This window comes from Kitasatospora sp. NPDC087314, from assembly GCF_044744365.1.
Classification (GTDB): Bacteria; Actinomycetota; Actinomycetes; order Streptomycetales; family Streptomycetaceae; genus Kitasatospora.
Genome location: NZ_JBIUYE010000006.1, coordinates 370,660 through 385,460, shown reverse-complemented (window position 1 = coordinate 385,460; position 14,801 = coordinate 370,660). Strand labels below are relative to the sequence as shown.

Genomic DNA, 14,801 nt, shown 5'->3' with positions numbered 1-14,801 from the left:
GGGGGCGGGCACCCCGCAGCCCTACGCAGGCCGACCGCCCTCAGGCCGACCGCCCCGCCCCGCTGCGCCACGTCGTCGCCCGCTGCCCGTAGGCTGGGCGGGCCGTCACCGGCACAGACCGTCACCAGCACTGACGAACAAGACAGAACGGGCAGGGGCATGCAGTTCGACGACCAGGGCGACCTCGACACCTCCCAGGTGGACGACCGGCGCGGGATCCCGGGCGGGAAGGTCGCCATCGGCGGCGGGGCGGTGGGCCTGATCGCGGTGCTGTTCGCGGTCATCCTGGGCGTGGACCCCCAGCTGCTGGGCCTGTCCTCCGGCGGCGGCGCCACCGGCTCGGGCGGCGCGCACACCGCCGGCGAGGTGCGGCAGGCCTGCAAGACCGGCGCGGACGCCAACAAGCGCCAGGACTGCCGGATCGTGGCGGTCACCAACAGCCTGCAGGACTTCTGGCGCACCGAGCTGCCGCGGCGCACCGGCACCGCCTACCGCAACGCCGAGACGGTGCTGTTCACCGGTCAGGTCTCCACCGCCTGCGGCCCGGCGACCTCCGCCGTCGGCCCGTTCTACTGCCCCGGCGACCGGAAGGCCTACTTCGACCTCGGCTTCTTCAACGAGCTGTCGGCCCGCTTCGGCGCCAAGGGCGGGCCCTTCGCCGAGTCCTACGTCGTCGCGCACGAGTACGGCCACCACATCCAGACCCTGACCGGCACCATGCAGAAGGTGGGCAACGACCGCCAGGGCGCCAACAGCGCCGCCGTGAAGCTGGAACTGCAGGCCGACTGCTACGCCGGGGTGTGGGCGCACCACGCCACCACCACCCCGCAGCCCTCCACCGGCCGGCCACTGATCGCCTCCCTCACCGACCAGGACATCGCCCAGGGCCTGGACGCGGCCGCGGCCGTCGGCGACGACCGGATCCAGAAGCAGGCCACCGGCCGGGTCAACCCGGAGAGCTGGACGCACGGTTCGGCCGAGCAGCGCAAGACCTGGTTCACCACCGGCTACCGCACCGGCGACCTCGCCCAGTGCGACACCTTCAGCAAGCTCTAGCCGAAATCCTTCCGAATACGGTCAGTGGTCAAAGGCGGTCAGTGAGCGGCTGACCGCCTGACCAGGCCAGTGCGTGCTGACCGCACCCGACGCGGACCTGCGCGTCATCTCCGGCGACCCGTCCACCGGCCGCTTCACCGCCGCCTACGGCCACCAGGGAGCGGTGGCCGGCGTGCTCGGCTGGAACAACCCCCGCGAACCGCGCACGCTGCGCCGACTGGTCGTCGAACACGCACCCTGGACCACCGTCACGGCCGCCGGGCCGTGTCCTCCACTCGCTGGTGATCGTTGCTGGGAGAGCATACGACCTCGAACACTTGGGGTGTACTCATGACATCCGCTTCCCCTCGTCAGCGACCGATTCGCGTCGGCGTCGTGGGTCTGAGCGCGCGCGGCGGGTGGGCGGCCACCGCCCATGTGCCGGCACTGACCGGGCTCGACGGATACGAGCTGCGGGCCCTCAGCGCCGGCAGCGCCGCATCGGCGCGCGCGGCCGGCGAGAAGTACGCGGTACCGCTGACCTTCAGCAGCGCGGAAGAGCTGGCCCGCAGCGAGGAAGTCGACCTCGTGGTCGTGACGGTGAAGGTGCCGCACCACCTCGAGCTCATCCGACCCGCGCTCGAGGCGGGAAAGACGGTGTTCAGCGAGTGGCCGCTCGGTGCCGACCTCGCGCAGGCCGAGGAGCTGGCCGACCTCGCGAACCGCAGGGGAGTGCTGACGGCCGTCGGCCTGCAGGCCCGGTCGGCTCCACCGCTTCGGTACCTGCGCGACCTGGTCGCCGAAGGCTACGTGGGGCGGGTGCTGTCGACCAGCATGCTCGGCTGGGGCGGGCCCTGGGGGGCCACCTACGACGATGACCACGCGTACGTGCTGGACGTCACGAGCGGCGCCACCCTGCTGTCGATCCCCTTCGGGCACTCGGTCGACGCGCTGACCATGGTGCTCGGCGAGTTCCGCGAGGCATCGGCTCACATCGAGAACCTGCGCCCCGAGGTCACCCACGTCACCAGCGGGGCGGTCGCGGCCAAGAGCACCGAGGACCAGATCGCCGTGACCGGTCTGCTCGAATCGGGGGCCGTGGCCACGACGCACTTCCGCGGCGGCACATCCCGCGCCACCGGGTTCCACTGGGAGATCAACGGCACCCGGGGCGATCTCGTCGTGAAGGCCGACCACGACCTGTGGTGGATGGGGCGGCTGCGCCTGTACGGCGCCCGAGGCGACGACGGCGGCTTGGTCGAACTTCCGGTCCCCGCCCGCTACCAGCGGTCGCTGACACACTGGACCGAGCGAGCCGCCGAGCCCGCCTACAACGTCGCCCACGAGTACGCGCTGCTGCGCGAGCAGATCACCGGGAGCCTCGCGCCGGGCGCGGACGGCGTTCCCGACTTCCGGCACGCCGTCCGGCGGCACCGCATGCTGGAACAGATCCGAGAGGCGGCACGGACCGGCCGGAGGACCACGCTCGCACCCTGGGGCCCGTAAGCCCCTTGCCGTGCGTACCTCCGGCCGAGGGCTGGGGCGCGCCGAGCACCCTTACCTGTGGGCCCACATCAAGCGCAGTCTCGCGAACCTCGCCAGCGTCGCCCTCGACCGACTCGAAGCCCTCGTCCGCAACCGACTCAAGCGACTGCAGTACCGCGCGCAGACGTCCTCGACGGCTTCCTCGCCGGAACTGGACTCTCCCTCGACCTCCCACCGCCATCACCTTGAGCGCCGAGGTCAGTAACGCTGGCCGCCAAAGCCGTCGCAGCTCTGGAGCTGCAGGGCTGAAAAGGGCTCACCGACTCCGACGGTCCGGCTGCCCGCGCCAGCCGCCACCGGGGTAAGCGGCCTGCAAGGGCTACCTCCTTCGTAGCCACCCCCTGCCCCGGGATTGTTCCTGCCAGTACGTGAGTGCCTGCTGGGTGGTCGCGAGGTCGGGATGGTCCGGGCGGAGGACACGCAGTTGCTCGTTCAGCAGGTCGGAGAGGAGGGTCACTGCGCCGCGAGGGTCGCCGGACTGGCCGCGCCAGCGGGCGAGGGCGGCGCGGGTGCGGAAGATCGCGGACCGGTCGGTGTTGGTGGCTACCGCGTACGGGTTGGACCACGTGTCCCGGGTGCCCTGGGCGATCTCGTGCGACTCCAGGCGGAGTTGGTCGTTGAGCAGGTCGGTCAGGACGGTCACGGCCCCTCGTGCGTCGCCCGACTCGCCCAGCCAGTGGCCGAAGCTGAAACGGGTGTCGAAGGTGCCCGAGTTCTCCGGCCCGCGCGTGCGGAACTGCTCGTTGACGAGCTGGCGGTACACGACCACTGCCCCGGCCGCGTCTCCCGCCTTTCCCTGCCACTCGGCGGCGTCGCGGCGCAGAGTGAAGTCGGGCGGGCCCGTCCGTCCGTCGACGGCCGCGATGTAGCCGTCATCGGCGAGCAGGTCGCGATAGACGCGTGCGACGCCCGGCAGGTCGCCGGCCTGTTCGAGCCAGTAGGCCAGGCGGTAGCGCAGCTCGGTGACCTCCTCGACCAGGTGGATCCGCTGGGAGGGGTACAGCTCGTACTCCGGGGCCAGCAGGGCCAGTTGATCGTCGATCATCCGACGGTACTCGGTGATCGCGGCGGCGAGGTCGCCGGATTCCGCCCGCAGCCGCGCGATCCGGCCGCGCAGCTTCGTCACGGACTCGTGTCGGGCTCCCAGCCGGTCGGCCGTCGTCGGCAGCAGCGCTACGAAGTAGTCCAGTGCGGCCTGTGGCCGGCCGTCGTCCGCCAGCGTGTCGCCCACCCGGAGTACGAGGTCGTGCAGCTCCTGACCGGTACTCCACCCGTACCGAAGCTCGGGCTCGCCGGAGCCTAGCATCATGGCCGGGGCATTGCGGGTCAGCGCTTCGACGTTGGAGCGCAGCACGTCCGGAGGGAAATCGAGGGCGCGCGAACGCAGGTGCGGAGCCCGACCCCTCGGGGGAACCAGGAAGAACGTCATCGAGTTCGCCTCGTCCGCCGACGTCCGGGACGCGACGAAGAGCAGGTTGGCGGCCACGTCGGCCAGCTCTGCGGCCCGGCTCGCGGGCACGCCCTCGCGGACGGCTCGCTGCAACATCGGGTGGACCCGCACCGACCGGTCCTGGTCCGCCGGGTCGTAGTCGAGCAGGCTCCACCGGTGCAGCAGCGCGAGCGTCTCGTCGGCGCGCTCGTCCGGCTCCGCGTCCTCTGCCGGGCGGTCGGTCCGCTGCCGGTCGAGGTACCTGACCGCAGCGATCAGCACGGCAGCCGGGATGCCGTCGGAAGCCAGCGGCGCCGCCAGTTCCAGCAGCATCCGCGCCGTCCCGACCGGCGCCAGGGCGTCGGCGCGCTCCAGCGCGAGGTCCCAGGCGTATGGCAGCGGCAGGCTCTGCTCGTCCGGCAGTCCGCCCGGGTCCGGCACGAGGTCGGCCAGCCGCCGACCGTCGTCGCCGAGCAGGCGCAGGTAGTCGGCGCAACTCAGACCGGTGCTGCCCAGGTAGGCGGCCGCCTGCGCGAGCGCGAGCGGCAGGTGTCCCAGCTCGCGGGCGAGCGCCTCCAGTTGCTCAGGCGGCTCGACCCGGCCGGACGCGGCGAGCACCGCCGTGAGGTAGCCGAAGGCCTCGGCGGCGCTGAACGACGGCACGGTGACCACCTGTCGGCCAAGCCCCTCGCGGGCCAGGTCCCGGCGCCAGGTGGTGACCAGGGTCCGCCCCACGGGCTGGTCCGGCGGCCAGAGTCCGCGCAGGTCGTCGGGGTCGACCAGACCGTCCAGGACGATCAGCCGGCGAACCGTCTCCCCGGCCCCGCCCGGCCGGAGCCAGGCCAGGAACTCCCGCGCGCCCTGCTCCGGATCGGCCGGGTCACTACCGGTGATCTCGGCGATGGCCTGGGCGTAGGCGGTCAGGATCGCCGCGCGGCTGTCGGCGGTGACCCAGACCAGCAGGTCGAGTTGCCCGGCCTGCCAGGCAGTGCGGGCCTCGTTCGCGGCCAGCTGGGTCTTGCCGGCCCCGGCGGCGCCGACCAGTATCCGGCAGCGCACAGGGGCGTCGGGAGTATCGAGAACGGCCCGGCGCTGGAAGCAGTGCGCGGTGTTTGGGGCCGCCCCAACCTGGTGCGGCCAGGCGGCCGGGGCATGCCGGCCGGCGTAGTAGGCCACCTGGTCGGCGTGGCCGACGGCGAAGCTGTGGTTGCTCGCCTGCACCCCTGTGAGCGGCGGCGGTGGCGAGGTTTGTGACGGGCTTGGCGTGGCCGGTCCATTCAGCCCTGGAACGGATCCGGCACCTGAGGGTGGCCGATCTGCACGCCCCCATGGATCACACCGGCGGCGACCGAGCCTTCCTGGGCGCTGATGTGCACGTTTCCGCCGACCGCCATCCCGCCGTCCCCGGCCGACACCTGGGCCTGGGCCGCGCTCTCGGCCAGCAGCTCGCGCAGCGCCTCGCCGGCGCGCTCGCGCTCGTCCTCCGGCAGGTCCTCCAGGAACGCCTCGAACCGGGCCTGCCAGGAGGCCTCCTGGCGGATCCGGAGCCGCTCCAGCTGCCCGCCCTCAGCTGCCGCGAGCTCGGCGCCAGTGCGACCCAGCCGCTCCAGCTCGGCACTCTCACGCTGGGTGTTCCCCCGCCCGAACCAGGCGGCCACCCGGCCTCGGAACCCCTCCCATGCCTCGGTCCCCGCCGCGTTCATCACCGCCGTCCCACCGGACATGGCCAGCGCGGTCAGCGCCTCGGACAGCATGCGCAATCCCCCCTTGTCGACGACCGTGACCCCGACCGTACCGCGAGCCGGGCGCCGTTCCCAGGCGGATATTCACGCAGCTACGCAGGCGAGCAAGGATAAGTGACCAGCCGTCAGCAATACCTGCCAAATCGTCACCCTGAGGCGCCGGAGTCAGTAACAGCTCCCGCAGTGCGGCGGCGCGCCCCTGTCAGATGTCAGGGACCGCCGCCACGGCCGCCTTCCTAGGCTGCTGAGCACTGGCCGGACCGCACGTCAGGCCGCTCACCAGCCAAGGGAGAACCACCCATGCGCAGGATCACCCACGCCGCCCTCGCCCTCGCCCTCGCGACCGCGGCCCTGACCGCCCTGGGCACCGGCAGCGCCGGTGCCGCCGACGGATCCTGGGCGGGCTGCCCGTCCGGCGCCGTCTGCGTCTACCCGCAGAACCAGAACCCGGCCGCCAGCCCCAGCGACGTGTACTGGAGCTACGGCGCGCACAACCTGAGCAACCAGAACGGCAACCACTGGGTCCTCAACAACCAGAGCGGCGGCGCGCACGCCCACCTGTGCCGGGGCGCGGGCGGCAGCGACTGCGTCTACGACATCGCGGCGCAGAACGGCGTCTGGTACGACCTGGGCCCGATCAACTCGCTCACCCTCGACCGCCCCTGACCCACCGCCACCACCCGGACCACCGGCACTGCCGGCATCGCCACCTGCACCACCACCGCACAGGGGACGCCCGCCGCACGGGGGACCGGCGGGCTTCCCGCCGTCCTGACGCTCCGTCATGCTGATCGACTCTTGAACGGCGGGCCCCGCTACGGGTCCCGCCGTTCCGTCATTTGGAGCTTCCTCCAGGTTTCAACTCCCCGTCAGTGTTCATGAAGATAACGAGTCGAGGCGCATTTCCCACAGTCTGACTTTACTTATTGACGTCATGTACGCGTTCAGGTTTAACTCCCCCCACTCCGCCGCAGAGCCGCGGCGACGTCAGGGAGAGGCACCCCTATGAACGCAGCACTGCGTCGCGTCCTCATCGCCACCACCGGCATCTCGCTGGCCCTGTCCATGGCCGCCTGCGGCAAAGCGGGCGGCGACAAGAAGGACGCGGCCGCCTCCGGAGACGGCAAGTCCATCGGGCTGCTCCTACCCGAGAACGCCTCCTCCACCCGCTACGAGTCCTTCGACCGCCCCTTCATCGAGGCCAAGGTCGCCGCCCTGTGTGCGGACTGCAAGGTCCTCTACAACAACGCCGAGGCCAGCGCCGCCAAGCAGAAGCAGCAGTTCGACACCCTCCTCGCCCAGGGCGTGAAGGTGATCATCCTGGACCCCTACAACGCCAAGTCCACCCAGGGCTGGGTCCAGGAGGCCGCCGCCAAGGGCGTCAAAATCGTCTCCTACGACCGCCTGGCCACCGGACCGGTCGCCGCCTACGCCTCCTTCGACAACGAGAAGGTCGGCGAACTCCAGGGCCAGGCCCTCGTCGACGCCCTCGGTCCGCGGGCCTCCGACGCCAACGTCGCCATGATCAACGGCGACGAGGCCGACCCCAACGCCGCCGACTTCAAGACCGGCGCCCACAAGATCCTCGACACCAAGGTCAAGAAGATCGTCTACGAGCAGTCCGGCCAGTGGGACGCCACCGTCGCCGGGCAGAAGATCGGCGCCGCCGTCACCGAGCTCGGCAAGAACGGCTTCCAGGCCGTCTACTCCGCCAACGACGGCATGGCCGGCGCCATCATCACCCAGCTCCAGGGCGCCGGCATCAAGGTGCCCGTCGGCGGCCAGGACGCCGGCCTGGACGCGATCCAGCGCATCGTCAACGGCGACCAGGCCTTCACCATCTACAAGGCCTACCGCCCGCTGGCCGACTCCGCCGCCGAACTGGCCGTCGACCTCCTGAAGGGCAAGGACGTCAAGACCGTCGCCACCGCCACCGTCGACAGCGCCACCGACAAGGGCATCCCCGCCAAGTTCCTGGACGCCAAGGTCGTCACCAAGGCCAACATCGCCTCCACCGTCGTCGCCGACGGCCTCTACAAGGTCTCCGACATCTGCACCGCCGACTACGCCGCCGCCTGCGCCGCCGCCGGCCTCAAGTAGCCCTCCGCAGGCAGCCCGCCCCGGGTCCAAGTCCACCACCGCAGAAGAAGGTTCACCGTGACAGGCGCACCCGTCCTCCAGCTGCGCTCGGTCTCCAAGCGCTTCGGTGCCGTCCAGGCCCTCACCGACGTCGACCTCGACGTCCACCCCGGCGAGGTCCTCGCCCTCGTCGGCGACAACGGCGCCGGCAAGTCCACCCTCGTCAAGACCATCGCCGGCGTCCACCCCGTCGACGAGGGCACCATCGCCTGGCACGGCCGGCCCGTGCGCCTGACCCGCCCGCAGGACGCACAGGCCCTCGGCATCGCCACCGTGTACCAGGACCTCGCCCTGTGCGACAACCTCGACGTCATCGCGAACCTGTTCCTCGGCCGCGAGAAACGCCGCCGCGGGCTCCTGGACGAGGTCGCCATGGAGCGGCACGCCCGCGAACTCCTGGACACCCTCGCCATCCGCATCCCCGACGTGCGCACCCCCGTCGCCGCGCTCTCCGGCGGCCAACGCCAGGTCGTCGCCATCGCCCGCGCCCTGGTCGGCGAACCCGCCCTCGTCATCCTGGACGAGCCCACCGCCGCCCTCGGCGTCGAACAGACCGCCCAGGTCCTCGACCTCGTCGAGCGGCTGCGCGAACGCGGCCTGGCCGTCGTCCTGATCAGCCACAACATGGCCGACGTGCGGGCCGTCGCCGACACCGTCGCCGTCCTGCGCCTGGGCCGCAACAACGGCGTCTTCCCCGTCGCCGGCACCACCCAGGAGCAGATCGTCTCCGCCATCACCGGAGCCACCGACAACGCCCACGCCCGGCGCCAGGCCCGCCACACCGAGGAGGAGGACGCCGCATGACCACCCCCACCACCCCCGCCGACACCCCTGCGGCCCCCGGCGCCGACCCGGTGGCCCCCGGGGCCGACCCCCGCCTGCACACCCGGGCCGCCGGGCCCGCCGGCTACCTGGACGCCGCCCGCCGCCGCCTGGCCGCCGGCGAACTCGGCTCCCTGCCCGTCGTCGTCGGCCTCATCCTGATCGCCGTCATCTTCCAGTCCGTCACCGGCCACTTCCTCCAGGCCGACAACCTCACCAACATCACCCGCTTCATCGCCGGCCCTGGCCTCATCGCCGTCGGCGTCGTCTTCGTCCTCATCCTCGGCGAGATCGACCTCTCCCTCGGCTCGGTGGCCGGCGCCAGCGCCGCGCTCGCCGCCGTCCTCGCCGTGCGCCAGGGCGTCAACGAATGGATCGCGGTCCTCGCCGCGCTGGCCGCCGCCACCGTCATGGGCCTGCTGCACGGCCTCTTCTTCGCCCGCGTCGGCGTGCCCGCCTTCGTCGTCACCCTCGCCGGCATGCTCACCTGGAGCGGCCTGCAGGAGTACGTCCTCGGCGACCTCGGCACCGTCAACAACCGCCACGGCGGCCTCATCGCGACCCTGGACACCACCTTCCTCGGCGACGGCGACATCGCCTACGCCTGGGCCCTGGCCGTCCTCGCCCCCGCCCTCTACCTGCTCGCCCACCTGCGCACCGCCCGCCGCCGCAGCGCCGCCGGCCTCACCGCCCGCCCCACCGCCGACACCGCCATCCGCACCGGCGCCCTGGCCGTGCTCACCCTCGCCACCGCCTACGCCCTCAACCAGGACCGCGGCCTGCCGCTGCCCCTGGTCGTGCTGGTGGGCGTCGTCGTCCTCACCGACTTCGTCCTGCGCCGCACCCCCTACGGGCGGCAGATCTTCGCGGTCGGCGGCGGCGTGGAGGCGGCCCGGCGCGCCGGCGTCAACGTCGCCCGGGTGCGGATCTCCGTCTTCATGCTCTCCGCGTTCCTGGCCGGTCTGGGCGGGCTGTTCTACGCCTCCCAGCAGGGCTCCGCCGACAAGCAACTGGGCGGCGGCAACGTCCTGATGAGCGCGATCGCCGCCGCCGTCATCGGCGGCACCAGCCTGTTCGGCGGCCGCGGCAAGACCTGGTCGGCCCTGCTGGGCATCCTGGTGATCCAGTCCATCACCACCGGCCTGGACATGGTCCACGCCGCCCAGGCCATCCAGTACATGATCACCGGCGCGGTCCTGCTCGCGGCCGTCGTCCTGGACTCCCTCTCCCGCCGCACCCGCACCGCCGCCGCCCGCACCTAGGAAAGTCCGAAAGGCCCGGCCCGCGCCCCCGCAGCACCGCGGGGGCCGGGCCAGAGAACACGGGGCTCGTCCCGCCCGCGCCCACTGGGGCGACATGCTCCGCGTCGCCGGCTCCCTGCCCACCGGCGAGATCCGTGGCTACGACCTGATCCGGATGCTCCAGACCTCCCCTTCGGCCGGCGACACCGCGCCGAGAGGTGGACGAGCGCATGGGGGCGGATCTCCATGTGACCCAGGTAACACATTACACGACACATGTGTCATGTAATGTGTCCGATATGAGCACTACCGAGAAGGTTCCGACCCTCGTCTTCATCCCCTGCTTCTCCGGCGCCCCGTGGAGCGCCGAGCAGCTCGCCCCCTACGGGGAACTGCCCAGACGCACGCTGCGCCTGCCCGAGGGCGTGAACGACATCGAGCGCTACGCCGACTTCGTCGAGAACGCGGTCGCGGACCTCGACGACTACGTGCTGGTCGGCGACTCGTTCGGTGCGAACATCGCGCTCGCGCTGGCCACCCGCCGCCCGCAGGGCCTGCGCGCCCTGGTCGCGTCCGGCGGATTCGCGGCCAACCCGGTCGACTCGAAGCCGTGGAAGGCGCTGGCGCAGGTGATGGGCAAGGCCCGCGGCCCGTTCTACCGGCAGTTGACGCTGCGAGCTCACGCCCACCGCCTCGCCTCCCCGTTCGACGGCGAGGGGCAGGTGCCCTGGAGCGAGGCGCGCAGCCGCGAAGTGTTCCTCGCCAACACCCCGGCCGCCTCCTTCGGCGCGCGCGTGCAGGCCGTCCTCACCGCCGACTACGTCGAGGTACTCGGCCGGGTCCAGGTCCCGACCCTGATCCTGACGCCCTCGCACGACGTCCTGATCGGAGAGAACGCCTCCAAGATCATGCTCGCGGGCATCCCCGACGCCCGGGAGGTGGTGCTGCCGCGCACCGGCCACATGTTCCGCTTCTCCCACCCGGCCACCTACGCCACCGCGGTCCAGGACTTCCTCACCGCCGTCCTGCCGACCACCCGGCAGGCCGCCGGTGCGTAAGGCCGAACACCTCCGCTTCGCGATCCTGGCAGCCCAACGCGAAGGCAACCGGCTGCTCATCCAGGCGCTCAAACCCCACGGCATCACCCCGTCGCAGGCCGAGGTGCTGCGCCTGCTCCAGCAGCACGGCACCTTGAGCCTCAACGGGCTCGGACAGCTCCTGGTGTGCGAAAGCGGCACCAGCCCCAGCCGGCTGGTCGAACGCGCCGTGACGGCCGGGCTGGTCGAGCGCCGCACCGACGCCGAAGACCGCCGCTACCTCCAACTCAGCCTCACCCCCGAGGGCGAACGCCTGGCCACCGCGGTCGCCAGGATCGAAGAGGACCTCTACACCTCGATCGACGCCGCCTCCGCCGGCCTGGACACTGACGCCGTCCTCGAGTTCCTCCACGGATTCATCGACACCCTGCCTTCGGGCGAGGCCCTCAACAAACGCCTCAACCTCGACTGACGCCACGCACCGCACGGGACCCAACGGCAGCGCGCCAAGGGAAGGAACGACCGTGCACCAGGTGGCGAGGCCGTCGTCGTACGAGCCGTGGACGACCGGGACGTTCGTCTGCTCCGAGGCGTTCTGGGCGAACGACCGCGCAGGACTGCGCGACCCCGGCGCCACCCGGTGCCGAGAAACCGCTGGGCATCGGTTCGGCCTTGATCTACGATCGCGCGAATGATCACCCATGGAGCGATACTCGACACCGCCCTCGCCCGGATCGCCGCTGGTTACGTGTTCCCCGAGAAGACGGCGGCCATTGAAGTGGCGATCCGGAACCGGCTGGCGGAAGGCGCTTATGAGGGCCTGGACGAGCGGGGACTGTGCGAGCGGGTCACGGAGGACTTGCAGGGGGTGTGTCCGGACAAGCACCTGCGGCTGCTGTGGAGCGAGGAGCCGCAGTCGATGGACGAGGAGCCGGAGGACGTCGCCCGGGCCCGGTTCGAGCGGTACGCCCGGGAGAAGAACTACGGCATCCGGCGGGCAGAGCAGCTCGACGGCAACATCGGCTACCTCGACCTGCGCATGATTCCCCCGGCCGGGATGGGCGGTCCCGCGATCGCCGCCGCGATGCAACTGGTCGCTTCCACCGAGGCGTTGGTCATCGACCTGCGGCAGTGCAGCGGCGGTTCACCGGAGGGCGTGCAGCTGTGGTGCAGCTACTTCTTCGCTGACGACGAGGTGCACCTCAACGACATCTACGACCGGGCTACCGACTCCACCCGCCAGTACTGGACCCTCGGGCACCTCGCCGCGCCGCGCTATTCGGACCGGCCGGTGGCGGTGCTGACCAGCGACTTCACGTTCTCCGGCGGGGAGGAGCTGGCGTACAACCTGAAGGTGCTCAAGCGTGCGACGCTGGTCGGGCAGACGACGCGCGGTGGCGCCCACCCGACGGCCCGTATTCCTGTTGCGCCGCATGTGACGGTGACCGTGCCGGCGGCCCGCTCGATCAACCCGGTCACCGGCACCAACTGGGAGGGCGTTGGCGTAGAGCCGGACGTGGCGGTTGCCGCCGAGGACGCGCTGGAGAAGGCACTGGAACACCTTCGCGCGTAGTCGAGTCCCCGGCTGCTCCGTCCTGAGCAGCCGGGGGACTGGCTATGGCCCCGGCCGACCGCGTGTCCGTCCACCGCGGGTGCGAGGCGACAAGGCTTGTTCCTCCCGCGCCAACCGGGCCTACCTGCGAAAGCGGGGAATCCGCTGCACGATCCCGGAGCCTGCCGACCAGGCCGCCAACCGCAAGCGGCGCGGGAAGACCACGTCTGGTTCGCCTCGGTGGCCGTCACGGTGTGCGGGGCGCGAACTCCCGCAGCCGACGGTCAGATGCGGTCAACGTGGTTCCATGCGTGGTCATGGGGCGAGCGTGGTGAGGCGTACTGACAGGCGGCCCCCATGGGGCCCGGGCCGCCTGCTCGCCCCGCATCCGTCCGATAATCGGTTGCCTTGCCGGGGACCCTCCCCGAAGGTGAGGCAGTGATCAAGACCGACGACAGGCCGCCGATCGACGCGGCCCGCTGGCTGTACCTCTACGAGAACGACTGCCCCGCCCCGGCGGCGGCCGAACTGCCGGCCCTCGCCACCGAACTGGCCGAGGCCCTCCGCCACCCCGACCCGGATATCCGCGACGGCGCTCCCTACGTGGTGCTGCGGACGTGGATCCAGCGGGACGTCATCGACAAGCCGCTGCGCGCCCAGCTGGGTACCGTGATGGCCGACCGGTTCGACGACCCCGAGATCCAGGCGCGCACCTTCGCCCCGCTCGTGCTCGGCATGATCGTCGGTCGCGGCGACTTCGACCCAGCATGGCTCGCCGCCTTCCGACGCTGGTTCCCGGCCGAGACGGACCTGCGCGGGTACGACCCCAAGCTCGGCTGGCTCCACGCCGTCGCGCACGGCGCTGACCTGCTGGGCGCCTTCGGGCTCCATCCGGAGGTCGACCCGAAGGAGATGCTCGCGCTGGCGGCGGAGCGGCTCGTGGTTCCGACCGACGAGCTCTTCGCCCAACAGGAGGACGACCGGCTCGCCCAGGGCGTCGCCCGCACGCTCACCCGGCCGGAACTGTCCGAGGCCGAGGCCGTCGGCTGGCTGGACGCGATCGAGACGGACTTCGTCGCCGGCCGGCGCGGCGCCCCCACCGTGGCCGCGCACACCTCCAACGCCATGCGCACGCTGCGGATGCTGTACCTCCTCGCCGACACCGGGGTCCGGATCGACGGCGCCCCCGCCCCCGGGCGCCCGCCGCACGCGGAGGCGCTGAAGCGGCGCCTGACGGAGGTGCTGGCCCTGACCTTCCAGGGGGCATGACGGGCGGGTGTCACCGCGTGGTGAGGTACGTCTCCCGGGGGCGCGTCTCACCGGCAGGCGCCCGACGGCCAACCGGACAGGTCGACGAGTTCCCAAACACGCCCTGGCCGCCGTCATATTGCCCAGGACTTCGCGGCCGTCCTGCGTGAGGCCGTCGAGTGCGGGGAAGTCCTCGCCGCCCGGCGACCCCGGGACCAGGGGCGGCGGGGCCGTGTGGTCATCTCATCCTCTCGGTCCGTGGTGTGTGGCGTCGAGGTGCGTGGAAGTGGACGGGGCGCCGATCGATGTCGTGGACGGCTGGCGTCCCTTGGGCCCGACCGCTCCCGGGTGCTACTCGCAGGCCTGGCGAGTAGTACCCGGTTGATCTGGCTCGGTCGATCGCGTTGCGCAGGAAGTCGGCGGGGTCGATTTCCTGTGCGCGGAACGGGTTTTCAGGTGTGGGTGGCTTGGGTGCGGCAGTGGGTGAGGGCGTGGTTGATGCGGGTGTCGGGGGCGGGGGTGGCGGTGAGGAGTTCGCCGGCGGTGACGAGGGCGGTCCAGTAGTGGGCGGGGTCGCCGGTGGTGGGGCGGGGCCGGGTGGCGGAGAGGGAGAGGTAGGCGGCGGTGAGGTTGCCGGTGACGAACCAGCGGGCCAGGCCGTGCTGGTGGCCGGCGCGGATGCCGCCGAGGGCGTCGATGGCGGTGAGGAAGAGGCCGACGACGGCGAGCTCGGTGGGACTGAGGGTCTTGGGGACGTCGAACACGCCGAGGGCTTCGAGGAGTTCGCCGGTGTCGGCCTCGGAGCCGGGGCGCGGGTTGGTGAGCAGGGCGTCGTAGCAGTCGTCGAGGCGGAGCTGCGTCTCGGCGGCGGGGATGCCGAGGGCGATGCAGACGGCGCGGGCGGAGCGGACCGGTTCGCGGGTGCGGCGGGCCAGGGCGGCGTAGGCGTCGGCGGGCGTGGAACCGGTGTCGAACAGGTGCCGGGCGGTGAGGGCGAGTCGCATGGAGAGA

Annotated in this window: 14 protein-coding genes and 2 pseudogenes; 13 read left to right on the top strand and 3 right to left on the bottom strand. The window is 71.7% G+C overall.

From position 1 onward, the window contains the following. Window positions 1-159 precede the first annotated feature (159 nt). The 4 genes and pseudogenes from ACIO5E_RS16080 to ACIO5E_RS16065 all read left to right on the top strand — a co-directional run. Window positions 160-1,056: a neutral zinc metallopeptidase gene (locus tag ACIO5E_RS16080; protein WP_400667753.1), complete on the top strand. Its 897-nt coding sequence runs from the start codon at window positions 160-162 to the stop codon at window positions 1,054-1,056. Window positions 1,057-1,129: 73 nt separating this feature from the next. Then, window positions 1,130-1,390, top strand: coding sequence for an oxidoreductase C-terminal domain-containing protein (locus ACIO5E_RS16075; RefSeq protein ID WP_400667751.1), 261 nt, complete (start codon window positions 1,130-1,132; stop codon window positions 1,388-1,390). Continuing rightward, window positions 1,387-2,541, top strand: coding sequence for a Gfo/Idh/MocA family protein (locus ACIO5E_RS16070; protein ID WP_400667750.1), 1,155 nt, complete (start codon window positions 1,387-1,389; stop codon window positions 2,539-2,541). The genes ACIO5E_RS16075 and ACIO5E_RS16070 overlap by 4 nt, the downstream gene beginning before the upstream one ends. A 52-nt stretch (window positions 2,542-2,593) precedes the next feature. Continuing rightward, window positions 2,594-2,769: pseudogene (locus tag ACIO5E_RS16065) on the top strand (IS630 family transposase); the annotation flags it as partial. A gap of 130 nt (window positions 2,770-2,899) precedes the next feature. Here ACIO5E_RS16065 and ACIO5E_RS16060 read toward each other — a convergent pair. Both ACIO5E_RS16060 and ACIO5E_RS16055 read right to left on the bottom strand, forming a co-directional pair. After that, window positions 2,900-5,230, bottom strand: coding sequence for a tetratricopeptide repeat protein (locus ACIO5E_RS16060; RefSeq protein WP_400667749.1), 2,331 nt, complete (start codon window positions 5,228-5,230; stop codon window positions 2,900-2,902). 56 nt (window positions 5,231-5,286) lie between these two features. Beyond that, window positions 5,287-5,763 carry a hypothetical protein gene (locus tag ACIO5E_RS16055; protein ID WP_400667747.1) on the bottom strand — a complete coding sequence of 159 codons (477 nt, stop codon included), beginning with the start codon at window positions 5,761-5,763 and terminating at the stop codon, window positions 5,287-5,289. A gap of 288 nt (window positions 5,764-6,051) precedes the next feature. Between ACIO5E_RS16055 and ACIO5E_RS16050 the strand changes: the two genes are divergently transcribed. The 9 genes and pseudogenes from ACIO5E_RS16050 (at window position 6,052) to ACIO5E_RS16010 (ending at window position 13,811) form a co-directional block, all read left to right on the top strand. Further along, window positions 6,052-6,417 carry a hypothetical protein gene (locus ACIO5E_RS16050; RefSeq protein ID WP_400667745.1) on the top strand — a complete coding sequence of 122 codons (366 nt, stop codon included), beginning with the start codon at window positions 6,052-6,054 and terminating at the stop codon, window positions 6,415-6,417. 339 nt (window positions 6,418-6,756) lie between these two features. After that, a complete protein-coding gene (locus tag ACIO5E_RS16045; protein ID WP_400667743.1) occupies window positions 6,757-7,851 on the top strand; it encodes a sugar ABC transporter substrate-binding protein in 1,095 nt (364 codons plus the stop codon). A gap of 57 nt (window positions 7,852-7,908) precedes the next feature. Further along, window positions 7,909-8,694 (top strand): ATP-binding cassette domain-containing protein, encoded by a 786-nt coding sequence (locus ACIO5E_RS16040; protein ID WP_400667741.1) that lies wholly within the window; start codon window positions 7,909-7,911, stop codon window positions 8,692-8,694. Further along, window positions 8,691-9,974, top strand: a complete 1,284-nt coding sequence (locus ACIO5E_RS16035) for a sugar ABC transporter permease (RefSeq protein WP_400667740.1) — start codon at window positions 8,691-8,693, stop codon at window positions 9,972-9,974. The genes ACIO5E_RS16040 and ACIO5E_RS16035 overlap by 4 nt, the downstream gene beginning before the upstream one ends. A 278-nt stretch (window positions 9,975-10,252) precedes the next feature. Beyond that, entirely contained in the window at window positions 10,253-11,011 is a 759-nt protein-coding gene (locus ACIO5E_RS16030) for an alpha/beta fold hydrolase (RefSeq protein WP_400667738.1), read from the top strand. After that, entirely contained in the window at window positions 11,004-11,462 is a 459-nt protein-coding gene (locus tag ACIO5E_RS16025; protein ID WP_400667736.1) for a MarR family winged helix-turn-helix transcriptional regulator, read from the top strand. The genes ACIO5E_RS16030 and ACIO5E_RS16025 overlap by 8 nt, the downstream gene beginning before the upstream one ends. A gap of 219 nt (window positions 11,463-11,681) precedes the next feature. After that, the gene (locus ACIO5E_RS16020) at window positions 11,682-12,563 is read left to right on the top strand and encodes a S41 family peptidase (protein WP_400667735.1); all 882 of its coding nucleotides are present in this window, start codon (window positions 11,682-11,684) and stop codon (window positions 12,561-12,563) included. 52 nt (window positions 12,564-12,615) lie between these two features. Continuing rightward, window positions 12,616-12,759, top strand: a pseudogene (locus ACIO5E_RS16015) (IS5/IS1182 family transposase); the annotation flags it as partial. Window positions 12,760-12,980: 221 nt separating this feature from the next. Further along, window positions 12,981-13,811: a DUF2785 domain-containing protein gene (locus ACIO5E_RS16010; protein WP_400667733.1), complete on the top strand. Its 831-nt coding sequence runs from the start codon at window positions 12,981-12,983 to the stop codon at window positions 13,809-13,811. Window positions 13,812-14,242: 431 nt separating this feature from the next. On the opposite strand, the gene ACIO5E_RS16005 is transcribed toward ACIO5E_RS16010, so the two are convergent. Continuing rightward, on the bottom strand, window positions 14,243-14,794 hold the full coding sequence (locus tag ACIO5E_RS16005; RefSeq protein WP_400667731.1) for a hypothetical protein: 552 nt from the start codon (window positions 14,792-14,794) through the stop codon (window positions 14,243-14,245). Between the last annotated feature and the right edge of the window lie 7 nt (window positions 14,795-14,801).